The organism is Schleiferilactobacillus shenzhenensis LY-73 (genome assembly GCF_000469325.1).
GTDB classification, from domain to species: domain Bacteria; phylum Bacillota; class Bacilli; order Lactobacillales; family Lactobacillaceae; genus Schleiferilactobacillus; species Schleiferilactobacillus shenzhenensis.
Genome location: NZ_KI271611.1, coordinates 1 through 21,644, shown reverse-complemented (window position 1 = coordinate 21,644; position 21,644 = coordinate 1). Strand labels below are relative to the sequence as shown.

The window sequence follows — 21,644 nt, the reverse complement described above, 5'->3', positions numbered from 1 at the left end:
TCAAACTCGCTATGATTTGCTGAGCAAGGGAATAAGCCGCCGTTTGGAACGATCGGATCGTACACGATCTTTTGGAAATGATCAAGCTGGCGCTGAATGATACTTGATTGTTCGCCTGGCTGGTCGATGTCACAGCATGACAAAAGGGCCTCCGTTTCCGGAGGCCCACCATGTCACCGGCATTCATACCCGGCAGTTTCTGATTGCGTCGCACATCAAGCCATGGGCGAAGTTTAAAGAAGAGCGGCTAGACCCGAGCAATGTCATTTGCTTGTCGCCATTGTGGGACAAGGCGTTTGATCAGGGGTTCGTGACCTTTGATGCAGGCGACCGGACGATTCGGTTGGCGGAAAGAATCAAGGATGACGATCCTCAATTATATGCCGCCTTAGGACCCTTCAAGGGTAAGAAGCTGCACGAACCCGCAACGGCCGCACCAAAATCAAATTTTCTGGCGTATCACAACCACGAGATCTTCTTGGACGGCCATTAGGCTACCAAATTGTCACCGCTTGGTTGGCAAATTCTTGCTGCTGGGCCAAAATGGCGTCATCATCCCACGCACCTCGGCGTAATGCTGCGGCGCGTTTTTTGTTGGTCTGCAACACGGATTGATCGAACACCTCGGCCCGTTGTTCATCCGTCTCGGCTTTCTCCAGCTTCGGCACCAGATGTTTCTCTAGAATCGTCCAGTTCCCCACGTATTCCAGATACTCCTCGCCAATGTTGTTCTCACCGACTTGTACCAGTTGATAATCGTCGTCTTGGAATGCCGAATCGTAGAAATCAATGTCTTCGTCCGGGCCAATCAACTCTGTCAGCATGTACATCAGCGACCATTTCTTCTGGCCAGTCTTCTTCCCTTCCTTGGTTAAGACAGAAAAGCTCGCTTTGACGGCGTCGTCGCTCTGAATCAGTTTCTCGTCCATCTCCTTCAAAATCGCATCAACGTTGGGTAAATCACCGGACCAGATGCGCCGGGCAATGTTGGCGTATCCGCTCTCCAGCTTGTTGGTCGTGTCGTTGCGGATCATGCGGTGCCGGACAAACACCGACGTCACCTTATTCATGATTAGGACCATTTCTTGCGTTTTCATTCCCCGCTTCCACATCGCCAGCATAATTGGGTAATAGAGGATGACCCGCATCCGCGCCAGGATGTCCACTTGACGATACAGACTGTCATTATTCCAGATTTCCTTATTGGCTTTGTTGGCTCTGGGATTTTCTAACGCGTCATAGACCGGCACCAAGAAGTTCAGATCCGTCAAGAATTCTCGCGCCTGGTTGGCATCAGACAGGTCCGCATTGGTCTCGCTCAGCGAACGGTACAGCGCTGATACTTGGACCAGCGTCTTACGGGCGGCCCAATACGTACGAATGAACCGGGTAATCCGGTCGCTGTCGCCCTTCAGGTAATCGGACATCTTGCGCCACTGGGTATTGGCTGTAACGAGGTCGTTCGAGATATACATGACGTGATTCTTGATGATATCGGCGGCGGTCAAGTCTTTGCCCCGGGTATTCAGGGTTTCGAAGATAATGAAAGCTTCCCGCTGATTGAGTGCAGAAATCACAACGACGTAGAATCCTTGCGTAAAGCGGTCATAGAACCGCTCCAGCAAGCGGGCCCGCATCGCCCAAGTCTTCTCGCGCCATACCGCTTTCTTCAGCTGTTTCAACAACGTATCGTAGGCGTTGCGCAGATTCTTGTAGGGCTGCTGATGGGGATCCACGTCGGGCACCGACTCAGTGTCTTGGTGGGTCAGCTGAAAGAAATAGTGCTGAATCGGTGTCTGCGGATCTTGAGCGGTCTGCTCTTCGACGACCAGCGTGGGTTTGCCGGTGGCTGAATCCACTAATAGATCTCGGACCTGCTTATTCAGGACGCGCAAGTCGTCCTGTTCGTTCTCCCCAATATCGTTCTTAGCCTCGGCGATGATGGTTTTTGCCAAGTCGCGCAAAGCGGCAAGAAACAGCGTCACTGTAGTCAGCCGCTGCTGCCCGTCGATGATCTCTTGAACTTGTTTTTCCGTATTGTTGAACGTCACCATTTGACCGAAGAAATGGGACGTCCGATCCCCTTCTATCAGCATACTTAAGTCACGCCAAAAGTCGTCAATTTCAGATGACTCCCAAGCGTAATTGCGCTGGTACAGCGGAACTAAGAAGCGGTTGTCCTTAAACAGACTGTCGATCCGAAAGACGGACGGTTGTGGGATTTGTACTGCCATCATTTTCCTCCTTGTGATTAAACATACACTGATAATTATGTTATCCCACTGCGCCGCCGTATTCAACTTTTCCGAAGGCTAAAATGATCACAACTACTTTTTGTAGTTTGTATTCTATTGCGTCCATCGCGAGCATGCAGGCGTTGTACTTTTGGGCACATTGGATGCACACTACTTTTTGATGCAAACCCCGTCACACCGCCATTGAGCGCCATTCCAATCAAGCCTATAATGAATAAATAACAGTTGAAAACGGGCGAAAGCCGCGAGGGAAGAAAATCATGAACAAACAAAACGAAAAGACGCTCGGCCTGATCATCACCGGGGCAATGTTCATCGTCGTTGCCCTGCTTCTTTGGCTGGTGACCCGGCCGACGCCGACGACGCAGCAAACACCGGCCGCAAACAGCAGCACCTCATCTCGGAAATATTATTATGAGTCGCACGCCTCATTTCACTATGGCAGCAGCAACAGCAGTACTTCATCTTCGGGGAATGCGTCCCTTTGGTCGTTTGGCAATTAAGACGGCAACGAATCCGCTCCCGGTATTCTGGTCGGACACGCTCTCTCGTCAGAAAATGCCAAAGTACCCAAGTCCACGCCGCAAAATGCCGCATATTTCTCCGCCTCACGCACAATTTCAGCACGCCGCGCACGCACAACCGGGCCAAACCCGGTGACCATAATCGCCAGCGTGTTTTTTTGCGCCCGCTGCCGCCAGATACCCGCAATGCGTCCATCCACGAGTATCACGCCCGGATTGCCGACCAGCCGCCACACCTTCTTCTGTAATGTTTTGTCTGGGAGCAGCAAGTCCCGACCGTTGGCGTCTAAGAACGGGTCGTGCGCGCCCAACAACCGCACACCGGTCAGCGCTGGGCCTTCCCCGAATGCTGGCACATCGGCGGTCAGGACAACGTCTTGACCTATCGGCGTGATTTCTGCCGCCGGTAACAGCGACCACAACCGCCGCCCTTGCGCCGTCGAACATCCCAGCCACTTGGTGAACGCCTGCCGGTTCGTTGGCCCATACGCATGGACGAATCGGCGCACCAGCTCGTGAGCGGCATCCCTCTGGGCAGAAAGCGTAACGCCCCAATGCGCCGGACTCGTAAACGCGGGTATCTGCCCGTCGCGCCGGCCAAAGACCACCTGACCAGTAAAACTCGCTGGCCGTAACATGAAGGACACCGCGGCCTGGCCTAGGGTCTGGCGGGCGCCATAGGGTGACGGGCTCTGCCACCGGCGCAACAGGTCACCAGATAACGACGCTGCCAGATGGTCAGCCACTGCCGCGTCCAACTGGGATTTCCCCGCAATCGTCTGCGCCCGCAGAGTACTTTCCGTCGCCTCTGTCACGCGTTGGCGCAGGTCATCATAGCCGAACCCCAATGTTTCCAGCGATGGCATCAGCCCGGCCGTATAGATCCACGGCTCTTCGCCAGGATCGGCTTCCAGCGCAGTCAAAAATATGCTGGCGTTCGCCGTTGGGAAGACCACCGGTGCCCCGCGGAAGCTCCAGGCTTGGACCAGAGTTTTCTTTTCTTCCAACACTGCTCGGGCATCAGCTGCTGTCACACCGCTCACGCGATTGAACACTGCCTGCTCCCAGGCCCCCGGCGGCGTGTTCTGCATCCCAATCGTCCCCACCGCAGCGTTCATCTCCGCCGGCCGGACACGCCGGTCAAGATGGTGGACTCGGACCCGATACCGCCGCCGCGTGTCGTCTGAAATCTCCATGCCGCACCGATCTCCTTTCTCCTGCCCAATCATCTCACCCCAGAGAGCACAAAGGACGCCGCATCTGCCACGTCCTATAGATGGTCATTCAAAGAAATGGACGTCCTGCCACTGCTCCTTCAGTTCATGATCAACGACGTTCCAAACAGTTTTGGTTCCCTTCATCTCGCCTAAGAGCACATGAAGAATGGTCAGGACGTGCTGCCAGGCCTTGATCTGGACGAACGGCAGCAGTGTCTTGTCGTGATCGTTCAGCCGCGCCTGGTCGAGAACCTGGGTGATGTGACGAATCCCAGCAGCAACAACGGTCCCCGTGGCCTTTCTTAACTGAAGAAGGTCAACAAAGAGTTGGGCAATCCGGTCCGGTTCTTCACTCATGAAGGGTTCATCCAGGTTGGTCACCATCTGCAGCACCACATCGAATAGGGATTTAGCTCGGTCCTTCGTATAGGCCGGGTTCCGAATTGCCGACTGAAGAAGGACCAGCGCCGCCCCCATCGCTGAGCTCGTACCGTACAACATGCTATCGTTCTTTTCCTGGCTAGCCCAGTGCTCCGCTTGGTCGAACAGCCTGCTCAATTGTTCTGGCGGGAGCATCGGGTAGGCGGTGTCGATCGCAATCAATACAGCGGTCAACGCCCCGACGGCCATCCGATTGTACACCGTTTGGTCGGCAGACACGTCGATATGGAACAGCAGCAGCTGATCATCAATAATACGCTGGGCGATATGCCGCTGCTGGTCTGTCGTGAATTCACCGTCTTCCAACTCGCTGATCAAATGGCTGGCGGTGCGGAAGGCGGCGTGTTTGTCATCTCCGGTCAATTGATCGACCTCGTTATCCAGGGCAGAAAACTGATTGCCCAAAATGCTGCTTAGATCATGGACGACCGGCGCATTATCCCCGTCCCGCACCACCGTTTTCCCCGCTAGCAGCGCGTCCAGCAAGTCTGGCTCGTTCTGGATTTTCCGCGCAGTCTCCTCGCCACTGCCGACGAGGGCATCCAATCCGCCTGCACTGTATTCCTGCGGCATGCTGGTCTCTGTCGGGAAGTCCGTCAGCAGCTGTTCGTTCACCGCCGCTTTATTGAACGGTGCCGCATCGTTGTCTTCTTCGTAATGGGAATCTTCCTGCTTATCCGCTCCGCGCCCGGTCAGGCAGAAAGGTGCCTGCTCCCCCTGCAAGTCAGAAGCCGTGAGGATCTTCTCCAGATGAATGCGATGTTCCCAGCTGTCGCCGAAGTCATACTCATAAATCATATCTCCCGCGTTCAGCAGCTTGAAGATCTTAGTGCGGCTCGTCAGACGCTGGTCCACGTCCAGATCCGGGTCGGTCTCCGGGACGTAAAGAGCATCTGGGTCCTTCGTCGTCCAAAATTGGTGCAGGTGGTAATTCTCCCAGCCAAAGACAATTTGAATCACCGCATGGAGTTGGTCCAAGCGGAAGGCCTGGGGAACGACGACCCGCCGCCAAACGGGCGGATGCTCATCCTGGATATTGATTTTTAGTTGCAGGTATTCTTTTTTCTTTCTGGGCACGCTCATCGTCTCCGTTTCTTTTCTTTTATCACGTCCCAGTGTCACAACCGCAACGGGCTTTGTCAATGTTTCGCTGTAGCCAAGACGAAAGACTGGCGCACGCGGTGGTCTCTGACCATGTCAAAATAATCCACCAATTTACATATCTCGCTACCGACATCACAATCTTTAATCTCTAGTATATAGACCGTAAGCGATTCCAACAAGGAGTGGTAAAACATGACGGATGAAGACATCGTTCAAGCCGATGCAAAGAAAATTTATCTGGGTAACCTGCGCACTGTCGAATTTGACCTGAAGCTGCTCACCCAGGGTGAGAATGGATCGACGATTACCTGGACAACCAGCGACGACCGGTTTCTGAAACCGGACGGGCACGTGGTCCAACCGGATTACGGCCGCGGAGACCGGGTCATCGACCTGACTGCAACGGTATCCCATGGAGACGCCGCAACCAAGGTGCCGTTCAAGGTCACGGTACTGGAAGCCAAGAATAATATCCAAATCAAAAAGGTGTATCCGATTGAATTAACGGCTGTCGCCGGTGAACCGCTGTATCTGCCTCAAGCCACCGCCGTGGCCACCGAAGACGGGCAGCTGCTGCCCCAATACATCGTCTGGACTGACGGCGACGCCCGGGCCTACACGACCACGGGTGAAGATTCAGCGCAAGGTGTCATCAAAGGGACGACCCACCCGGTGACGGCCCACATCACCATTCAGACACAGGCTCCCGCCCTTTCTGACCAAAAACGGCAAGTTGTGGGTGAGCCCTTGAAGAATGTCCGGCTCATTGACGATACACCGGAGAAGCGGGCTCAAGATCGGCGGTTACGGTTCCTGCTCACGGTGGATGACGACCAGATGCTCTACAACTTCCGGTCCGCCGCCGGCCTGGATACCCAAGGGGCACCCGCCATGATTGGCTGGGACACGCCGGATTCCAACCTGCGCGGCCATACCACCGGGCATTACCTGTCCGCGCTGGCTCTCTGCTACGCCGCCACGGGTAATCAAGACATCCAGAATAAACTGACATACATGGTGCAGGAACTGGGCAAAGTGCAAGCGGCTTTCGCCCACCAGCCCGGGATTCACCCCGGCTTTCTCAGCGCCTACGACGAGACGCAGTTCGACTTGCTGGAACAATACACGCCCTACCCCAAGATCTGGGCGCCTTATTACACACTGCACAAGATTCTCGCCGGCCTCATCGACGGTTACGAGCTGGCCGGCAATCAGCAGGCCCTGACCATTGCCACCGGTATTGGCCAGTGGGTCTACAACCGGCTGGGCAAGCTGTCCGTCGAGCAATTGAAGAAGATGTGGGGCATGTATATCGCCGGCGAATTCGGCGGTATCAACGAATCGCTGGCGGAGCTGTATGCCTTGACCAAGGATCCGCACCTGCTGACAGCGGCGCGGCACTTCGACAACGACCGGCTTTTCTTCCCCATGGAACAGAAAGTCGACGCTCTGGGCTCGCTGCATGCCAACCAGCACATCCCCCAAGTGGTCGGCGCCTTGAATATCTTCCGGTACAGTCACGTGCAGAAATACTACGACATCGCGGATTTCTTCTGGCACCGTGTGATTGCCGACCATATCTACAGCTTCGGCGGTACCGGTGACGGCGAGATGTTCCACCAGCCGGACCACATCGGGGTGCATCTGGACGAGAATACGGCCGAGACCTGCGCTTCCTACAACATGCTGAAGCTGACGAAGCGGCTCTATGAGTATGCGCCCACCGTGGATAAGATGGACTACTATGAACGCACCGTATTGAACCACATTCTCGCGACCACTGATCACGAGGGGATCGGCGGATCCACGTACTTCCTGTCCACGAAGCCCGGCGATACCAAGGGTTACGACGTGGAGAACACCTGCTGTCACGGGACCGGCCTGGAGAATCACTTCAAGTACGGCGAAGCCATCTACTTCACCGACGCCGCCCATGTGTACATTAACCTCTTCATCGCCAGCCGTTTGCAAGACACCGCGAACGGCGTCGATCTCACCATGCACGGCGACTTCAATCACCCGGAGACCGTGACCATCACGGTGAACCATAGTGCCAAGCAAGTGGTCATCCGTCACCCGTATTGGAGCAAGACCGTGGCCGTGACCGCCGCCGGCACCCCCGTCGCGGTGGAAGAACGCAATGGTTATATTTACCTGCCGACTCACCTGGCCGCCGGCACAACGATCACCCTCACCCTGGCCCCGACCATTCATCTGGTACCGACCCCGGATAGGCCGCAACTGCTCTCAGTGGCTTATGGTCCTTACATCCTGGCGGCACTTAGCAAGGCCGATCATTTCTTGGAAGAAAGCATTGATCAGACCCGTCCGCTGGCCGACCAATTCACGAAGGTCGCCGACGAACCGGCATTGATTCACCAGGATACCCTCTTTGTCCCATTGGCTCTGGTGAACCACGAGCACTATCACGTGTACGTTAAGGCATAAGGGAGAGAGCAGCGACCGCAAAAAACGCGCCGCCGGTGCAGCTATTCTCCTCCGCCATGAAGAAAACCAGGCTGGACGCGGCCTGGTTTTCTTCATATTCATGCGCGATTGAAATGCCGCCGGTCATACGCCTTACGGAACTGTGTAGGTGTCATATTCTCGTGCTTCTTAAACAGCCGCATGAAATACTTCGGGTCGTCGTAACCCACTGAGCGGGCAATCTGATCCACCGTCTTGGTCGTTTCCAACAATTGCGTCTCCGCCGCCTGCAAGCGGAAATGTTCGATTTCTTCCCCAATCGTCCGGTGCATCTTCGCCTTATACAACCGCGATAGATAACTGGGATTGTAGGAGAAGAAAGCGGCAATTTGGTTCAGGTTGATGTTCTCCCGAGCGTGGATCCGCAGCCAGTCCTGCACCGGTTGGAGGGCCTCGTCGCCGGCGGCCTGCTTGCTCAGGACAATCCGTTCCTGCATCGCAATCTCGTATAACATGCTGTTTAGAATGCTCTGCAGATAAGCTTGCCGGCCGCGGGCCTGATACACGTCCAGCAACTGGGTGGCAATCATGTAAACCCGGTCCATGACCAGCTCGTCAGTGTAATTAGGCAGCAACAACCCGGCCCGGTTGATCTGTTCCGTGATGACGAGCGGCTCCGTGACAGCATGGACATCGGGCAGCGTCATGTGGAACCAGTCGAACCGCACTGCTGTGGCAGTTGGCGCCGCGCCCGCGTGGGGCACGTTTGGCGGCACGACGAGCAGCGCACCGGGTTTCAATTGATAGGCATTCTCCCCCACCTGCATCGGCACTGCCCCTTGAATCGGCAGCATCAGTTCATAGCTGTCAATGATGCGCCGCTGATGGGTCCAACCCGCTTCATGAATGAAGGTGCCGGCAGAAATGAAGCGGGCATCGATTGTCTCCGTATTGTTGACGTAGAGCATCGCAGAAAGTCCTTCCCGTATGGTCTAGTGCACCAAAAGTCAATATAATCCACTTAACTTGTATCCACTTTCAGTATACGGTATGGGTTGCTCGTTTCATAGCGCGGAGCCGTGTCAAAAGCCAGTAAATAGCAAACGGGCGCAGCTGGTGGCCGCGCCCGTTATCTTCACTGTTACTCCAAATTATACATTTTCAACAACCGGGCCTTCACTTCTTTATGGACGGCCTCACCAACCTCCTGATACCCAGTAAGACCGGTGAGCATAACGTCGAGTATCGTCAGCACATGCTGCCACGCTTCAAGTCTGAAGAACGGCTCTGGATGTGTCCCCCCATCTTCACGCCAGGCAATGTCTTGGGTCAGCGACATGAGCCGCAGGAGGGCTGTCAGCAAGTCCGGCGGGAAGGCCTTCATCCCCGCGAGTTCGACAACGATGCCGGCAATCCGTTCAGGTTCATCGCTTTGAAAAGGTGCCTCAATGTTTTCAAACATCTTCTCCAGTGCCGGCGGGATTTGATCAGACGCTCGGGCATTGTCATAATCTGGATGTTCTACGGCAACCTTCAGGAGCTTCAATGCCGCCCGGCTGCCGGTCTGCATATTCGGCAGCAGCGCCATATTCTTTTCAGAAGCGACCAATCTTTCCGCCTGATCAAACAGGCCATTCAACCAGCTCTTGGGCAAGAAATGGGCCTTGGCATCATTGGCCAGCAGGGCCGCGCTCAAGCCGCTGAACGCCAACCGATTATGAATTGTGCTGTCGTCTTTCTGGCCTACTTTAAAGAGAACGAGTTGATTCCGCACGATGATCCGCGTCAGCTCAGTCTGGCTGGCTGCCGCCATTTGATTATTGGTGAGCGCATTCCACAGTGTGTCAGCAGTCTGATAGACCTTTTTAGAATCAGCCCCCAAGAGCTCTCCGGCAGCACTGAGCAGCTTGTCCTTAGACCATGCGTCCTGATTCGGTGCACTTGTGGCGGGCGGCACCGGTGTTGTCTTTGCTTCATCCGCGACTTTAAAACGATACTGGACAGGCATGGCTGTCTCTTTCGGAAAAGCGGCACGCAGCGACTGATTGATGGCCGCCTTGTTGAACGGCGCGCCCTCATTCTGCTTCTGGCCGCGAGAGTTCTCCTGTTTTCCGGGACGCCGACCGGTCAGACAGAAAGGTGCTTGCCGCCCGCCCAAATCTGATACCTGCAGCACGTCTTCCAAATGGATCACATGGTCCCAACTGTCCCCAAAATCATATTCGTAAATCAAATCCGCCTTTTTGAGCAGCGGAAAGGCGTCGGTTTCATTCGTAAGCTGCTGCGTCACCTGGAGATCAGGATCAATTCGCGGCACATACAACAACCGCCTGGTATCCGTGGACCAAAAATGATGGAGATGCTCGTTGTGCCAACCGAATGCAATTTGAATCAAGGCATGCAGTTGGTCCAGACGGAAGGCGGCCGGTACGACGACCCGCCGCCACACGGGCGGCTTCTCAAGCTGAATATTGATTTTCAATTGCAGGTACTGTTTCTTCTTTCTGGTCATGGGCGTCCTCGTTTCTCAGCGAATAGGTACTGGCAACAATTGTCACAGGTGCTGGCAGTGCTGTCAATACGGGGATAAGAAAAGCGGTGCCGAGCCAGCATGGGTTCGCACCGCTTTCTGCCATTCTATTCTGCTGGGTCGATCATGCCAAATTCCGCCAGCTTCTCCTGCTTATGCTGATGAATGTCCGGGTCCCGCTGATCGAAGAAAATGACGTACGCGTCAGGCAGCGCCACGTTGACGGCCAGCTGGTTGTCATTCCCAGCCGGATCGTCTTCCCATGGAATGATCAGCTGCTCATCCGGCTGACCATCCACCATTAGCGTCACATCAACCAAGTCAGCGACACGTCCCTCGGTGAAGTGATCCGTGAAGCGTTCCATGATCTTGTCCTGAATCGCCTCATCCGGCAATCCTTGGGCGAACCATTCCTGAATATCGTCCCGGTTGAGTTGCAATGACTCATCGAGAATGGCCTCCGCCGCAGGGTCGGGCAAGCCGGACTGGATGGCATTGGAGATGCGTCCGCCCATGGTCTCAAACCACGACCGTTGGACCATGATGTAGCCGTTCCCGATGATTCTCTGGCGCACCAATCGGTCACCTTCCATATTGCGGCGGTGGAACGACACCATTTCGGCAATATTTTCGAAATACAGATCGAGAACGGAAATCGGGATTGTCATGACTTCAACATTTTCGAAGCCGAGTTTGACAGACTTGAGCATTGCGGTCCCCCACTTTCTTGGTACCACCAGTATAGCGGTTTCAGGCTCTTGGGGATACCATGTTTTCTTCCGTTTTATTGCTCCGGATGCCGCATCTGCGCCCGGTTTCCCTTCACGGTGAAGTCCAGCGCCCCCAGCTGGTCCGCCACGATACGCACCAGCTTCTTGACCGGCTTAGGGTCATCAACGGTGGTGAGAAAGTCAGCAGTGGACTTCGCGTAGTCATTCTTGTACTGCGTGTTGAGCTTCTTCCAGTTCACCCCGGCGAAGGCTTGAACAAGATTGTCCGACCCCGACGGCAAGCCAATCTTATGCTGTTCGATCAGCACGGCCACGATGGGGTAGCCGGCGTAATGCTGCCAATAGGTCGCGTTGTCGTTGGACGAATAGAAGCCGTCGCCGAAGCGGACCGTGTATTGTTTGCTGCCGTCCGACGAGGTGACCAGCGCCTCCCCCGGCTGGTCGGCCGGAAATGTGACCCGCTTATCTGCCACAGCACTCAGCGCTTCGTAGACCTTGGCGATGGGTGTCGGTTTTCTTTCTGCCATGAATCCTCAGGTTCCTTCCATAGAAGAGATATGTAGAAAAAATGCAAAACTGCCCCCGGCGGATGTCATTATCCTGGGGGCTGTTAGGGTTAGTATACCGCTTGTTGCCGTGAAGAGAACGTTGAAGTGGGGGCATTGTTCATGCCATGCGGGACGGGCTAAAGGTCCTCAATGTAGTGGACCGTCGATTGGGCCCAGTATCCCTCGTAGATCGGCGCATCCTTCTGGGCCAAGTTGATCTGGTACATCCGGAAGTTGACGTACGCGTGCTTGGGCTCTGTCAATTCTTGATAAGTATACTGATAGATCATGCCCAGCTTCTGCATCACCCGGCCGCTGGCGGGATTGTGCACGTCGTGGGTGGCCGTCAGCCAGCCCCGGCCGTACACCCACTCTAACTGAATGACCTTCGCGGCAGCTTCGGTGATGATGCCCTGGTTCCAGTAAGCCGGTAACAGGCCGTACCCCAGGTCCTGACTCTTCGTGTCGGCGACGGTCACGTAGCCGATGGGAATATCGTCGGTCTTCAGGCAGACCGCGTACCAGGACATGTGCCGCCGGGGCTGCTGGGTATCGTGCACCATGGCACGGGCCGCCAGCGCCGACTGGACCGGGAACCAGGGAAGAAATTGGTTCACTGTTTCGTTAGACAGGATATTAAATGCTGCCGCCGTGTCTGTGGCGTCATCGCGAAATGGGCGGATGATCAGCCGCTTGGTTTGGTCTTGGTTATGGTCTTGGTCCATCGGTGCACCTCCAGTTGTGGTCCGGCGGTTGGGTCCCACTGGGCTGTCCCCATCATAGCATGCTGGCGGCTGGACTACCGGATTAATTACGACGGTTTAGTTAGAAATGCCTTTACGTGGCGGCCTTTCTGTCTGGCGGCTACTTATGGTACGGACTGCCGGTATTGATCATGAACGCCCGATAGATTTGCTCCATCAGCACCAGGCGCATAAGCTGGTGGGGCATGGTCAGCTTGCCGAAGCTGAGCGTGTCATTGGCCCGGGCCATAACGGCGGGACTGAGGCCCAGGGAGCCGCCGATGACGAAGGTGATGTCGGGGTGGCCGTATGTGCCCAGGTCGGCAATCTCTTTGGCGAAGGCCTCGGAGCTGCGCTGCTTGCCCTCAATGGCCAGGGCGATGACGTACTCCTTGTCCTTGATCTTGGCCAGAATTCGGCCGCCCTCCTTCTCCTTGACCTGGTCCATCTCAGCGGCAGAAAGGGATTCCGGCGCCTTCTCGTCCCCCACCTCGATGATGAGTACCTTGGCTAGTTTGTCCAGCCGTTTCTTGTATTCGGCGATGCCGGCTTTGAAGTACTTTTCTTTGAGTTTGCCGACGCCGATGACTTTGATGTTCATGGGGTTACCTCGCGTCCTTTACGATGGTGTCATGATTACTGTAAATCGGTATATTCAGAAAAAAACGGCTGGGATGTCTAAATTCCCACCTTTGGCATACGTTATAAAGCGATTGACAGGTGCTGATCTCTTTATGGTATACTACGCGAGCAGAAGTTTTAAGGGCGGTGCTGTACTTTCCCAAGGAAGTGGCGTCTATGGGAACATGGAACAAACTGACGAAAGGTTTTCGACAGCATGAACACGTACCAAGTCTTGTCGCTCATGATTTCGTTCGGCCTCCTGGTCGCAACCATCGTGATTGGCAAGAACGATCAAAAATAACAAAAAAGCCCGCCCCTTAACTTTGACCAGCTGAGGGCAGGCATCAAGCCTAACTGAAACTGTCACCGCTCTTAAAGCGGTTTGCATTGGGTCGGTGTTCACGCGCCGGCTCTTTTTCTATCATCATTGTATCAAGACTGCAGATGTGTCGCAAGAGGTTCGTGTTGACCCCCCTACTGTTCATCCAAGCCCATCAGCGACACCAGGTAACCACGGCTCGTCTTGTATAGAAACTGGCGCAGCTTATCAAAACCCGGGGCATTAGCGAACAAGACATTCATCGCCGCCAAGACGCGCTGCCACGCGACCACACGGTATTCGGATTCAGCATCAGAGCGATGGTCACTCATCCACAGCTTGTCTAAGCTGGTACTGATTTCTTCGATTTGACGGGTCAGTACCGTGTCCGAAATTTTGCCCAGGGCCACCAGCTCAAGGAAGAGACCAGCAATCATCTCGGGTTCTTTACCAACAAAGGGCGCCTCTAAATTTTCAAGCATCGCACGGACGACTAAGGCAATATTGTTGGCCCTCTCCTGTGGGTAACGGGGATTTTGCAACACATCAGCCATCACGGTGAGGGCTGATTCGATCCCTCTCTGGTCGTCAACAATATCCGTCGTATTTCTTTCCTGGACAAGCCGCTGCTCTGCTTGGTCAAATAAGGCGTTCAGCTGTTGTTTGGTCAGCACGGCCTTGTCCCGGTCATTTAATAGTAATTCAGAAAGCACGATGGCCACTGCGTCACGACTGATAATACTTGGACCGCTTTTGTCGCCAATTTGGTACAAGGTTAACCGCTCTTCGATTAACCGCTGGGCTAAGTGCCGCTGCTCGGTCTTTGTCAGCTCGCCGTTAGCCAGCCCGCTGGCTAAGAAATCCGCTGCCTCCAGCGGCAATTCTCCAGTACTATCCGTCAACTGAGTGATGGCATTGTCCAAGACACTGACAGAATCGCCTGACTCCGGCTCCTCATCATTAGCAAAGGGTCTATCCGCCTCTTCGATAGTATACTTAGCGGGCATGACCGTCTCAGTTGGGAACGCCGCTTGCAACGCCTGATTGATTGCTTCCCGGTTGAACGGCTCACCATCATCGTTAGCTTCGCCGCGAGAGTTTTCCAGCTTTGCTGCGCCTCGCCCAGTCAGGCAAAAGGGCGCCGAAACCCCATTCAGATCAGATACCTGCAAAATTTTCTCCAGATGAATGAGATGCTCCCAGCTGTCGCCAAAATCGTACTCATACATAACATTGCCCTTGTCCAATAGCGAAAAAGCCTTAGTTTCACCAGCTAAGTGCTGTTCAAGACCAAAGTCTGGATCAATCTCCGGCACATAGAATACCCGTTTATTCTGGGTCGCCCAAAAATGGTGCAGATGTGCGTTCTGCCAATCGAAGGCAATCTGAATCACAGCGTGCAGCTGTTCCAAAGTAAATGCCATTGGTACGACGACGCGCCGCCACAACGGCGGTCGTTCATCTTGCAGTTGAATCTTGAGTTGCAGGTATTGCTTTTTCTTTCTGGGCATTGTGTTCGTCCTTCCTTATTGAGCTGACCAGCAGTTGCGTATTTCTGTTCAGATTACTGCTAATCCCGGGTGCTTGGCGCGCTCGTTCAGAAATCGTCCTGCGAACGTTAACGTCATTTTGCTGCTTTTGCAGCCAATGGGGTCAGAATTGGATATGGCAACTGAACTGAAACTCCCATCTTCCACTTGGAGTGGAAGAACGGTGGCAGTCGTCCATTATTGTTCCCTGCCAGGCGGCCATCGGCAATGCAAAACCATACGCTTTTCCAGATGCTTACCAGACATCTTCGTTCAAGAAAGCCTGCAGTACCAGTGTTTCCAAAAAGCGTCTGGTTGTAACCATACGCTTTTCCAGACGCTTTTTGGAACCTGTTCTGCGGCAACAGCTTTCGAAAGCGTCTGATTCAGCAATGACGCGCTCGTATTATTCACTTGGTCACGTACCGTGTATTAACGGATGTCCCCACGACCAAAATCTTTTCTTCTGCTCGTAGTACCCGCAAGGCAGCAAAAATTTGATTCCGTGTTAAGCCTGTCTCGGATTGCAGCTCTAAGCGTTTTAGTGGCTTTTTGCTCCGCCTCAGAACAGCCAGAACTCGCGCCTCGTTCGTTTCAGTGATACGAGACTTTCCACTAGCCATGGTTTTGTAAGGGTCCCCTTCAGGCGCTTTTTCTTCTGTCGACATATAATTTCGGTTGGGAAGGACGACTTTAAATGAGTTGTCCCGCACTTCAAACCGTGGCCCCTGAGAATCCTGGCCATACGCCCGGTACATACGCCGGATTCCCGTTCCGTAGTTCTCGATGTATTGCATCTTATCAAGGATATGGATCAGCCGTGGGTTGCGGGCTGCCGTGAGTCCATCCTTAATCTCTGCGAGCGTTAATCCGTCTGGTATCCCGCCCGGCGAGACAATCTCCAAGCGGTCATTGAATAGCTCGATTTTCACGTTGGAATGAAGCAAATAATCCCGGTGAACAAATGCATTGATGACCGCCTCCCGGATTGCGACGGTCGGAAAATCACTCTTTTCTTGCCGTTGTCCTTTTCCGGTAATCACCACCTGATTATGGTTGGCTAGGTCCAAATAGTTCAATACCTCATCAATCTGCTTAGTCATGGCTCCGGAGAATTCCCGTTTGTCTAGAAATTTCATTACATCCAGGCCGTCATACACTCCCAGTTTTATGGGGTAAGGGTTTTGATCGCTCACTAACAACGCAGCATTGTTATATTTGCCGTCCTTCACTAAACGCAACGCCTTCTGATCGAAATCAACGTCAAGATTCTCAAAGACGTCCGACGCCACTTTAAATGTCAATTGTTGTTCGTCCGCTGGCTCTGAATCAAACTCACCGCTCACCTGATACTCCTGTTGCATCCGTCGAATGCGTTCGTTTGTCGCCTTTACAGCAGAGCTGCCCTCCCGAACGTAGACACCGCTGGAGTCAAATCCATTTGAACTGATTGCATATGGTTTATTTCTGCCACCACGCACTTTGACGGTAAACGGCTGTTTGTTTGGCAATACTTCAATCAAGCTGTAAGGAATCGGATAAAAAGCATTCAAAGCCCAGTTGGATATGGTTTCCTCCCATCGCTTTCGCTCCGCATCACTGACAGGTAACGATTTTCTCGTTATATCATCTATCCCAAGGTAAATCACTCCACCGTTTGGACTGTTCAAGAAGCTAACAATCTCTCTTTTTAGCCGGTTGGTCAGTTGAGACTTGTACTCGATGTTGGCGTCTTCGAAGTTATTCATGTTCGACTCCTTTCAAAGAGAAACAGTAATTATGGGCGCCTTGGCTTCCACATCTTTAAATGCAGACGCAAAAATGAAGCTATCTTTCACGTTCGACAACTGTCTTTCTTTACTGCTTCACTCCCAGCGCCTTAAATGCCGCATCCTCTACCGACCCATAAAACATCAGCGTAAACGCCGACATCAGCTCCGCCGGCACTGTCGGCAGCTCCGCCGTAGCCGACGCCGGCAGCAGCACCCGCTTCGCACCGCTGTCTCGAGCCACTTGCAGCCGGTCCGCCAGCCCAGACAGCCGCTTGATCGTCCCGCCGATGGTGAAGTCGCCCAGAATCGCCAACCCGCCAATCACCGGCCGGCCGACGCTGATGGACACCAGCGCCACATACGTCGCCAATGATACTTCCTCCGGCGTTGCACCATTATTCATGTTGGTCAGATTGACGATGTAGTCATGCCGACTGGGCGCAATCGCCTGATTAACGGACCCAAAGTTAGCCCGCAGGTAGTTGAAGGCAGTATTCATGCCCTCCTTGGCCGCCTGGTTCGACGCCACGCCAGTCCAGCTGGTCTTGCCGGTCCCCGCCGTCATCTGCGACTCCAGCTTGATCAGGCTCAGCCGCTGGTCGGCGTCCCGAGCGACGGTATACAGCTGCCCCGGCTTGCCCTCGCCCTCGGGAATCAGCCCCGTCGCACCCTGTTCCGGCACCGGGACGTAATGCTCATCGAAGGTCGCCTTGTCGATGTAAGAAAAGTTCACATCAAAGAACTCCATCCCGCCGATTTTCTTCAACTGTTCCTTCACTCGTCGGCGCATCTCCATAGCAAACGTCAACACTTCGGCGACGTCGTCCTTGGTGAATTGACCGTCCGGGTAAAGCAGCTTGATCATCCCGGACACCGTCTTACGCACGGCAATCGTGTCTCGTTGATTCAAGTCCTTGCCCAGCGTGAAGTATTCGTCGAAGGCGTCCCCATAAGAAATCTTCCGCAGGTCGCGCATCACCTCGGCAAAGTAATCGGTGATCAGTCCATAACCGTTGGTGAAGAAACTCGGCCGGTACTTTGGAATCTCCCACCCCGGCAGATAGTTGTGAATCCGGTCAAGAAACGCCGTGTCGTTGGCCATCACTGTGGGAAACGGTTCGAACAGGTTGGACGTGCGCAGTACCACGTCGATGGCTTGATTAATGTTCCCCACGAAGACCATCCCGGCAGACGCCTGAATCTCGTCCCGCCCCCGGGCGAAGGAGCCGGACGCCATGTAGTCCTTCATGATCTGTACGCCGTCGTTGTCCTTGAACTTAATACCGGCCACCTCATCGAAGGCCACCACGTCCCACATGCCGACCAAGCCTACTTCGTGCCTAGCCATGTTGAAGAACAGGTTGGCCACGGTGGTTTGGCCGCCGGACACCAGAATCGAGTTGGGCGACAGCTCCTTGTACACGTGGGACTTCCCCGTCCCCCGGGGCCCCAGCTCGACGAAGTTGTAGTTATTCTCCACGAACGGAATCAGCCGGGACACCAGCAGCCACTTCACGCGAGTGGTGAACTGGGTCGGCTCCATGCCGATGGTGCGCAGAATCAAGTCGATCCATTCATCCGTCGAGAAGTGTGGGCGAGCATTGTAGACCTCTTTCATATCCACCGACGGCACCTGTACCGGCACGAGTTGCTGGATGAGAAACGGATCGCTGCCGTCATGGTTGTACTGCACCCGGACGATGGACCAGATGCCGCCGATGAGCAACCGCTCGAAGTTCTTCACGAACATCTCGTCCACCGGTACGTTCTTGATACCCAGATTGGCGAACTCCGCCTCGTAGCGGTCCTCCTTCGAGTTCAGGGTGACGCTGACCTTGTCGATGACCGTGTAGGACCCTTCCTCTCGAATCTTCGACTTCACCCGCTCGGCTTCATCCGGCCGGACGTAATTATTGGCCAGGGTTTTCTTCACGTTCTGGACGCCCTGTTCAATAATAACCGGGTCGGAACTATTGGCGTATTGCCCGAGGAGAAATTCCAGGACATACGTGGGCACGTTGGCCCCTTCCTTGATGCGCTGGGTCAGGTCCTTGCGCACGAACCGGCCAGCAAAATAGGCCTCCAGCTTGTCCAGCAGGTCGGTCTGGACGTCCTGCGCTGCCTCGTGTGCGGCAATATCATCCGCGTTCACGTCGATGTCGCCATTGCTGTCGGCGCGCAGCTTTTCTTCCTCCGTGCGATGCTCATCATCCAAGGTCAAAGCCAATTCCTCCCCCAATCGTCAAATCCATCCGGTACTGAATTCGAGCAACTTTCTCGTCCGTCTCCGCGTTGCGAATGACCAGATAGTAACGGGCCGCGTTGTCGAAAGGCTGGTCGCTCAACGTCATATAGACCTGGTCCCGGCGTTTGTCAGTATCCGGGTCTGTGCTGTCCGCGACATATTTCACTTCGTTAGAAATAATGCGGTCATTGTCGTCCACGAAGTACAACAGATAGGTCGCCGGTGTAGCCGTGTCACTCACTGCCGGTTCCTGAGAAATCGGTACTGAAATACTGCGCGAGGTGATCCGATGCTCGGCGTTGGTAACCTTAATCATCACCGGTTCCGCTTTCGACTTGCCTTGCTTCAAGTTCACCTTCAACACCGGCACGATCATTTCCTGGGGCGAGGCACCGCCATGGACATAGTTTTGGCCGGCGCCAGCAGAGACGAAGATACTGTCGGTAGCCGGGTAGTAGACCCTGCGATCGTCATCATTCGCCAGCAAGTCACCCAGGCGCTGGGAACGAATCCCGGGTCCTTCGATGGTATCGGCAGAAATGGCGTAGCGCTGGCCTCGGGTATCGAAGTCGTGGTCGCCCAGGTCGATCTTGTCCGCTGAATCCAGAACGGCCCGTTTGTAAACGTAGCCGTGGTCGGCAGTGACGATGATGTGGGATACACTGAGGTTGCGTAGAATAGCGATGGTTCGGCTGAGTGTCTCGATAGTATCAGCTGTTCGTTCGAACACTGACGTTTCCTCAACAGCATGGTCCCCGGCTGCATCAACTTGGTTATGGTACAAGTAAACGACCTGTTCATCCGCCAAGAAAGCCTTGCGCTCTGCTGTATTCCACGTGCTCAGAAATGTGGGAATAATCGTGGCCGCACTTTGCGGATTTTTTGTCTTCAGCACCTGCTCCCGCGTCTCCGTTGAATTGGCTGCGGTACCATCGATCAGTACGGTATGGTCGGTCTGGTAGGTCAGCTGCGTATGCGGCAGCAACGCCGGCATCCCAAAATAGGTGACAGACGGTAAGCCGGAATAGACCGTCTTCATCTCAGTGGAATAAACATCCTGGGCAGCCAGCTGTTTCTCCAGCTCCTTCGCAGCCTCGTACCGGAAGGCATCCGAAATGATGACCACCCAGCGTTCCTTCACCGGGCCGAGATACGTCGAATAGAAATTGCGCTGCCAGTCTTGGCGAGCAATCTCAGCAGGCCGGTAAACGCCGGTCCAGTTAACGATCTTCGGATTCAGAAAATCGTTAACGTAGGTGTTGTCCACCCTGTCCACCAGGTCATCAAACACCCCACTCAATTCTACTGTTAACTGATCGTGAATCGCGACAAAATGCCGATAGGCCGTGTCCACTGCATAGTCGTGGTCGACATACTGCTTAGTAGCCTCTGCCAGGTCTTCCGCCGTTGTGCCCTGATAGGCCAGCACCGCCACCGCCGCCTGCAGCATGGCGTAGGCCGCACCGAAGCCGTCGTGGAAGTACATCGTCCGCCGCTTCGCCAGCACGTCGGTCAGCGTCAGCTGCCCCGCCGGCGCGTGGTAATCCGCCGCCATCAACCGGCCCGTGGCCCACGTCAGAATTGTGCGGTCGAATTGCGGGAATACGTCGCTCTGCACCAAGTCCGCCACATCCGCCTTACGGAACAGCTTGCCCCCGTCGATGTAATCCCACACCTCTTTTGCCTCAGCCCGGTACGTCGCGGCATAGGTCATGTCGTTACGGGCCAAAGAGAGAAAAGTCACCGCATTATTGATCGACCCCAGCTGGTAGTTCGCCAGGCTTTGGGGGACGTCTTTCTCCATCTGGTAATAGGCGTAGTTCAAGTAGAACGCTGTCGCCAGCTGCTTCAGGGAATTCTTCGCGCCCTGGAAACCGTACGCCGCCCGCACATTTTCCCAGAACTGGTCCGCCAGCCCATACTTGGCCAGATCGGCCAACGCTGAATTGTTGTCGTTAGTCAGCCCGCCGGTCAGCACTGCCCGCAGAACCATCGTCATCGTGGCGTTATCCGCCTTGGTCACGGCTGCCATGATTGCCATCGGCAAGTCCTTCCCCGGCTCATATACCTTGCGGAAGCGGGTCTGACGCTCCTTACTGGCGAAGAATTTCTCGTATTGTTTGAAGGTGTCCGTATCCCAATCCGGCACCCCCAGTTCCTGTTGCAACATCACCGTGGCATCAGCGATGTATTCTGGAGAGTAATACAGCATGTCGGTGAGAAAGTTCTCCATTAGGTCCGGCTTCGGGTACGGCAAATAGACCAGCGCCGACTGGTGTTTCTTCTCCATCTCGACCAGTGTCACCTTGGTCTTAAACTGCTCTCGGGGGCCAAACGTCACCACTGGCTCGCGGAGCTTCTCCGTGATCTCTGGAATATTGTCCGTGAACTCCCCCTTCGCGTCGTACCAAAACACAAAATGGTTGTCGTTAGCAAATAACTTCTCGATGCCCGCGACGATTTTCTCCGTATCCAGCTCTGCCATGTCTCTTCAATCCCCATCTATGACTGCGTATTCTTGACCTGTGTTCAGTATAACGAATGCCCCGCCACAGCGCCATAGGCCGCCATTCTTATCGTTCACTCCCAGCTATCAGAACGGGGTCATCAAGCAGCTTGTGACCGAGGTGCCCCG

At 54.5% G+C, this 21,644-nt stretch carries 17 protein-coding genes; 4 read left to right on the top strand and 13 right to left on the bottom strand.

Features of this window, described 5'->3' with window-relative positions:
- Positions 1–136: 136 nt before the first annotated feature.
- Positions 137–493, top strand: a complete 357-nt coding sequence (locus L248_RS13675) for an HNH endonuclease (protein ID WP_052000081.1) — start codon at positions 137–139, stop codon at positions 491–493.
- Position 494: 1 nt separating this feature from the next.
- Here the strand turns inward: L248_RS13675 and L248_RS13670 are convergent, their stop codons facing one another.
- A complete protein-coding gene (locus tag L248_RS13670; protein ID WP_052000080.1) occupies positions 495–2,234 on the bottom strand; it encodes a DUF262 domain-containing protein in 1,740 nt (579 codons plus the stop codon).
- 281 nt (positions 2,235–2,515) lie between these two features.
- Here L248_RS13670 and L248_RS13665 point away from each other — a divergent pair, with 281 nt between their 5' ends.
- Positions 2,516–2,758, top strand: coding sequence for a hypothetical protein (locus tag L248_RS13665; RefSeq protein WP_022530855.1), 243 nt, complete (start codon positions 2,516–2,518; stop codon positions 2,756–2,758).
- Here the strand turns inward: L248_RS13665 and L248_RS13660 are convergent.
- Together L248_RS13660 and L248_RS15425 are read right to left on the bottom strand one after the other, a co-directional pair.
- A complete protein-coding gene (locus L248_RS13660) occupies positions 2,755–3,975 on the bottom strand; it encodes a winged helix DNA-binding domain-containing protein (protein WP_052000079.1) in 1,221 nt (406 codons plus the stop codon). The genes L248_RS13665 and L248_RS13660 overlap by 4 nt on opposite strands.
- Before the next feature lie 84 nt (positions 3,976–4,059).
- The gene (locus tag L248_RS15425; protein WP_196812050.1) at positions 4,060–5,514 is read right to left on the bottom strand and encodes an IS1096 element passenger TnpR family protein; all 1,455 of its coding nucleotides are present in this window, start codon (positions 5,512–5,514) and stop codon (positions 4,060–4,062) included.
- Between the two features lie 219 nt (positions 5,515–5,733).
- On the opposite strand from L248_RS15425, the gene L248_RS13650 reads away from it, so the two are divergent.
- Positions 5,734–7,989 carry a beta-L-arabinofuranosidase domain-containing protein gene (locus L248_RS13650; RefSeq protein ID WP_022530852.1) on the top strand — a complete coding sequence of 752 codons (2,256 nt, stop codon included), beginning with the start codon at positions 5,734–5,736 and terminating at the stop codon, positions 7,987–7,989.
- 98 nt (positions 7,990–8,087) lie between these two features.
- Here L248_RS13650 and L248_RS13645 read toward each other — a convergent pair whose 3' ends face one another.
- From L248_RS13645 to rlmH, 6 genes are all read right to left on the bottom strand, one after another.
- Positions 8,088–8,936 carry an AraC family transcriptional regulator gene (locus L248_RS13645; RefSeq protein ID WP_022530850.1) on the bottom strand — a complete coding sequence of 283 codons (849 nt, stop codon included), beginning with the start codon at positions 8,934–8,936 and terminating at the stop codon, positions 8,088–8,090.
- Between the two features lie 173 nt (positions 8,937–9,109).
- Positions 9,110–10,480 (bottom strand): IS1096 element passenger TnpR family protein, encoded by a 1,371-nt coding sequence (locus tag L248_RS15420; protein WP_022530849.1) that lies wholly within the window; start codon positions 10,478–10,480, stop codon positions 9,110–9,112.
- Positions 10,481–10,605: 125 nt separating this feature from the next.
- Positions 10,606–11,208 (bottom strand): hypothetical protein, encoded by a 603-nt coding sequence (locus L248_RS13635; protein ID WP_022530848.1) that lies wholly within the window; start codon positions 11,206–11,208, stop codon positions 10,606–10,608.
- A 74-nt stretch (positions 11,209–11,282) separates the two neighbouring features.
- A complete protein-coding gene (locus L248_RS13630) occupies positions 11,283–11,756 on the bottom strand; it encodes a hypothetical protein (protein ID WP_022530847.1) in 474 nt (157 codons plus the stop codon).
- A 158-nt stretch (positions 11,757–11,914) separates the two neighbouring features.
- Complete coding sequence (locus L248_RS13625) at positions 11,915–12,502, bottom strand: GNAT family N-acetyltransferase (protein WP_022530846.1); 588 nt, start codon at positions 12,500–12,502, stop codon at positions 11,915–11,917.
- Between the two features lie 139 nt (positions 12,503–12,641).
- Entirely contained in the window at positions 12,642–13,121 is a 480-nt protein-coding gene (rlmH, locus tag L248_RS13620) for a 23S rRNA (pseudouridine(1915)-N(3))-methyltransferase RlmH (RefSeq protein WP_022530845.1), read from the bottom strand.
- Positions 13,122–13,358: 237 nt separating this feature from the next.
- On the opposite strand from rlmH, the gene L248_RS16570 reads away from it, so the two are divergent.
- Positions 13,359–13,445, top strand: a complete 87-nt coding sequence (locus L248_RS16570) for a putative holin-like toxin (protein WP_220095321.1) — start codon at positions 13,359–13,361, stop codon at positions 13,443–13,445.
- 173 nt (positions 13,446–13,618) lie between these two features.
- Here the strand turns inward: L248_RS16570 and L248_RS15415 are convergent, their stop codons facing one another.
- From L248_RS15415 to pglZ, 4 genes are all read right to left on the bottom strand, one after another.
- Entirely contained in the window at positions 13,619–14,974 is a 1,356-nt protein-coding gene (locus L248_RS15415) for an IS1096 element passenger TnpR family protein (protein ID WP_022530844.1), read from the bottom strand.
- Between the two features lie 428 nt (positions 14,975–15,402).
- Positions 15,403–16,740 (bottom strand): ATP-binding protein, encoded by a 1,338-nt coding sequence (locus tag L248_RS13605; protein WP_022530843.1) that lies wholly within the window; start codon positions 16,738–16,740, stop codon positions 15,403–15,405.
- Between the two features lie 109 nt (positions 16,741–16,849).
- Entirely contained in the window at positions 16,850–18,901 is a 2,052-nt protein-coding gene (gene brxL / locus L248_RS13600) for a protease Lon-related BREX system protein BrxL (protein ID WP_425423461.1), read from the bottom strand.
- Positions 18,902–18,971: 70 nt separating this feature from the next.
- Positions 18,972–21,494 (bottom strand): BREX-1 system phosphatase PglZ type A, encoded by a 2,523-nt coding sequence (gene pglZ / locus L248_RS13595; RefSeq protein WP_022530841.1) that lies wholly within the window; start codon positions 21,492–21,494, stop codon positions 18,972–18,974.
- Positions 21,495–21,644 lie beyond the last annotated feature (150 nt).

Bases quoted from the DNA above. Each gene is read 5' to 3' on its own strand.
- L248_RS13645 (WP_022530850.1), bottom strand. From the start codon at position 8,936: ATGCTCTACGTCAACAATACGGAGACAATCGATGCCCGCTTCATTTCT.
- L248_RS13635 (WP_022530848.1), bottom strand. From the start codon at position 11,208: ATGCTCAAGTCTGTCAAACTCGGCTTCGAAAATGTTGAAGTCATGACA.
- L248_RS13660 (WP_052000079.1), bottom strand. From the start codon at position 3,975: ATGGAGATTTCAGACGACACGCGGCGGCGGTATCGGGTCCGAGTCCAC.
- L248_RS13605 (WP_022530843.1), bottom strand. From the start codon at position 16,740: ATGAATAACTTCGAAGACGCCAACATCGAGTACAAGTCTCAACTGACC.
- L248_RS13630 (WP_022530847.1), bottom strand. From the start codon at position 11,756: ATGGCAGAAAGAAAACCGACACCCATCGCCAAGGTCTACGAAGCGCTG.
- L248_RS13670 (WP_052000080.1), bottom strand. From the start codon at position 2,234: ATGGCAGTACAAATCCCACAACCGTCCGTCTTTCGGATCGACAGTCTG.
- L248_RS15420 (WP_022530849.1), bottom strand. From the start codon at position 10,480: ATGACCAGAAAGAAGAAACAGTACCTGCAATTGAAAATCAATATTCAG.
- L248_RS16570 (WP_220095321.1), top strand. From the start codon at position 13,359: ATGAACACGTACCAAGTCTTGTCGCTCATGATTTCGTTCGGCCTCCTG.
- rlmH (WP_022530845.1), bottom strand. From the start codon at position 13,121: ATGAACATCAAAGTCATCGGCGTCGGCAAACTCAAAGAAAAGTACTTC.
- L248_RS13650 (WP_022530852.1), top strand. From the start codon at position 5,734: ATGACGGATGAAGACATCGTTCAAGCCGATGCAAAGAAAATTTATCTG.
- L248_RS13625 (WP_022530846.1), bottom strand. From the start codon at position 12,502: ATGGACCAAGACCATAACCAAGACCAAACCAAGCGGCTGATCATCCGC.
- L248_RS13675 (WP_052000081.1), top strand. From the start codon at position 137: ATGACAAAAGGGCCTCCGTTTCCGGAGGCCCACCATGTCACCGGCATT.
- pglZ (WP_022530841.1), bottom strand. From the start codon at position 21,494: ATGGCAGAGCTGGATACGGAGAAAATCGTCGCGGGCATCGAGAAGTTA.
- L248_RS15415 (WP_022530844.1), bottom strand. From the start codon at position 14,974: ATGCCCAGAAAGAAAAAGCAATACCTGCAACTCAAGATTCAACTGCAA.
- L248_RS13665 (WP_022530855.1), top strand. From the start codon at position 2,516: ATGAACAAACAAAACGAAAAGACGCTCGGCCTGATCATCACCGGGGCA.